Source organism: Armatimonas sp. (assembly GCF_043760365.1).
Lineage (GTDB): Bacteria > Armatimonadota > Armatimonadia > Armatimonadales > Armatimonadaceae > Armatimonas.
Genome location: NZ_JAYUPA010000905.1, coordinates 1 through 2954 on the forward strand (window position 1 = coordinate 1; position 2954 = coordinate 2954).

Here is a 2954-nt window from a genome sequence, read left to right on the forward strand (position 1 = left end):
GTGTGGTAGACACCAGCGGCAAAACCCAATTCCTTAAGCACCGACTCATTAAACAGCCCGATCCCCGAGGCGATCAGGGCGTAGAGTGCGCTTGCGAGCCCCATCACCCAGAACGCGGGAGTTTTGAGAGCCTCAGAAAGGGTTGCGCCCTCCCTCCCGTTTCCCTCCCTCCCCCCAGCCCCCTCCCTCCCGATAACGGGAGAGAGGGGGGGATTTTTGACCAGAAGCAGTGCCAAGGGAGCCAGCACGAGCACGAGCGCCCACCCGATCCCCGACCAAGCCACTCGCCAGCCGCTTTTTTCGATCACCGCCCCGACTCCGGGAAACGCGGCTATAAAACCGATGGTCATCACAACCGTGTAGAGCGCCATCGCCCGCTCCAGACCGGTCTTGAACCACTGCCCCACCATCGCTAGGCTCACCACCGAGAGCGCACTCTGCCCCAGCCCACGAATGAGGATGAGGAAGACAAAGAGCAGCGTGAGCTGTGTAGACTGGCCCATCGCGATCACGGTCGCGCCTAGAAGCAGCGCAATCGCCGTTAATACCACCCGGCTTCCCACTTTATCGAGAAGCGAGCCAATCCCGATACAAAACAGTGAGCCGATCAGAGTTGCCCAGAGATTGAGATCCGCGTAGGCCACCCGCTCCAGCCCAAAATCCTTGAGCAAGGGTTCCGTAATCAGCCCAAGCCCCTGCGTGCGCCCCGGCAGAGTTCCCACCATCGCCAGAGCCGCCACAAGAAGCACCACCCAGCCATAAAAGAAGCGCCGCATAACAGAATTATACCGAGTTCACCCAATAGCCTTGGGCGAACTCGGTATAATCCTCGTATGGAAGCAATGTGGCAGATCGGGGCGTTTGTGCGCCCTTGGGGAAAGTTTTCGTTTGATGAAGCGCTGGCCGGGGTTGCAGCAGCGGGTTACCCCGTGGTCGGTTTACTCGGCGGAGTGGCGGACATCTCGCTGGCGCTGGACGGCATGGACACAGCGGCGATTCAGGCGCGGCTGGCGGCGCACAACCTGACGGCAAATCTGGCGTGCTTGCAGGTAGACCACAATGCCACCGAGGATGAGGCATTTGCGAGCTTAGTACGGCAGGTCGAGAGTGCGAAGGCGCTGGGTGTACGCTACTTAATGACGTTTGGGGCCGATCACGAGCCGCAGTTCGCCCGCTGGTACGCTGCCACACGCTTCGCTGCCACGCAGGCCGAGGCGCACGGCATCCAAGTGGTTTTCAAGCCCCACGGCGGTTGTACAGCGGCGGCAGATGAGATTGAGCACTGCTTTGATCAGATCGCGCACCCCAATGTCTCGCTCTGGTTCGATGCCGGCAATATTATCCACTACACCGACAAAGACCCGGTTGTTGAGGCGCGGCGTGTGGCAGCACGCACCAGTGGGTTCTGCGCCAAAGACTGTGCTACTCTGCGTGGCGATGTGATGCTGGAGTTTGGCGAGGGCGTGGTGGACTTCCGCGCCGTTTTCGAAGCACTCACCGAGGGCGGTTTCTCTGGCCCAGTCATGGTGGAATGCTGCCACACGGGCACACTCGACCAAACCACGGCCAGTGCAGGGCGTAACCATGAGTTTCTGGAGCGGGTTCACCGAGAGGCTACCTTGACGTAGCCTTGGCTCTCACTTTATACTACAGTGTTACCCTGGATAGCGTCTTAAAATTTAAGGACGGAGACCCATGCGATTATCTAAAAAACGTTTTTTGATCCTGAGCCTTTATGGGGCCATAGTCAGTACAACACTACTCCCTCTGGGATGTGGTAGCGGCAATGACCCCCTCGTGGGCTCAGCCAGTCCCACGGCAACACCCGTTGGGACGACCCCCACTCCAAGCCCAGCTCCCATCGTTGGGCGCGGCTCGGCGCGATTCACGGTTGACTGGACACAGCCCCCCTCAGGATCGGTACCCGTGGCGTCGCAGTCAGTAAGGGTTATTATCAAGCAAGGGATCGAGCCGATCTTTCAGCAGGTCGTCAGCCGTCCCTCAGGCAGTAATCTCTCGACGCTGGACATTCCCAACCTTCCTGCGGAGGGCTTGAGTGTGGTAATCAGCGCCTACCCGAGCAACAATGGCTCAGGGGTTCCACAGGCCACGGCGGGCTTTCGCCTGGTGATTGCGGAGCGTGCCACCACCGAAAAGACCATCCTGCTCGCCTCCAGTGTCACCAGTGTAATTGTCACCACCGCCCAGCCAAGCCTGACCAACACTAGCACCAGTGAGCTTCTGGCAACGGCGCTCAACGTAGACGGCAATGTCGTTCTCACGGCCCCGAGTCGCTGGACATGGAGTACAGATAGTCCTCAGATCCTAGCACTGACCCCCAATGGGAGCGCTGCCACCGTCCAGCAGGGTGTCCTTGATGGCACAGGCACGGTGACGGCACGCGAGGCGGAGACAGGGATCCAAGGACAGATCGCCCTCTCTGCTCCTGAGCCACGCCAGGGTCGTGTAACGGCCAGTCTTAGCTGGGGCGCACGGAGCCGGGCTGCCAGCGGCCTGACCTCCGCCCTCTCAGCGCGCATCACAGTCGAGGATCCGCGCCCACGAGGAACGCTCTCCTTTTTAGTGAACCGCGACACGCTCAACCTGGCAGCCTACACGCAGAGCTACACCAGCACCGAGCTCACTCGTGTTGGCCCCAAGACAGTCACCCTCACTTTCTACGCACAACCTGAGGGGCAAGGCGCAGTGGTTGGAGTGGCACAGGGCACTGCGACCCTCCTTCCTGATGGGAGCGGACTGGGCAGCTACACCACGAATGGAACGATCAAAACGGTAACCCTTGCGCTGGGAAGTAGCAATATCTTCGTGCGCCGCACCACGACACTAATCGCCAGTCCCCGCGACAGCAACAACTCTATTGTTGCCGTCACCCCAGGCTCGTTCCTTTACCAAGTCGCCTCGGGCCCAGCAAGTTCCCTGCAGTTCGGACAAAA

Annotated in this window: 3 protein-coding genes; 2 read left to right on the forward strand and 1 reads right to left on the reverse strand. The window is 60.0% G+C overall.

Annotation, left to right across the window (positions count from 1 at the left end; translation table 11 throughout):
* On the reverse strand, window positions 1–776 hold a 776-nt coding region (locus ACH2EH_RS22655; RefSeq protein ID WP_395145324.1), incomplete at its 3' end, for an MFS transporter.
* A gap of 57 nt (window positions 777–833) precedes the next feature.
* Here ACH2EH_RS22655 and ACH2EH_RS22660 point away from each other — a divergent pair.
* The gene (locus tag ACH2EH_RS22660) at window positions 834–1628 is read left to right on the forward strand and encodes a sugar phosphate isomerase/epimerase family protein (protein ID WP_395145326.1); all 795 of its coding nucleotides are present in this window, start codon (window positions 834–836) and stop codon (window positions 1626–1628) included.
* 169 nt (window positions 1629–1797) lie between these two features.
* Window positions 1798–2954 (forward strand): hypothetical protein (locus ACH2EH_RS22665; RefSeq protein ID WP_395145328.1); only part of this gene is annotated, 1157 nt, incomplete at its 3' end.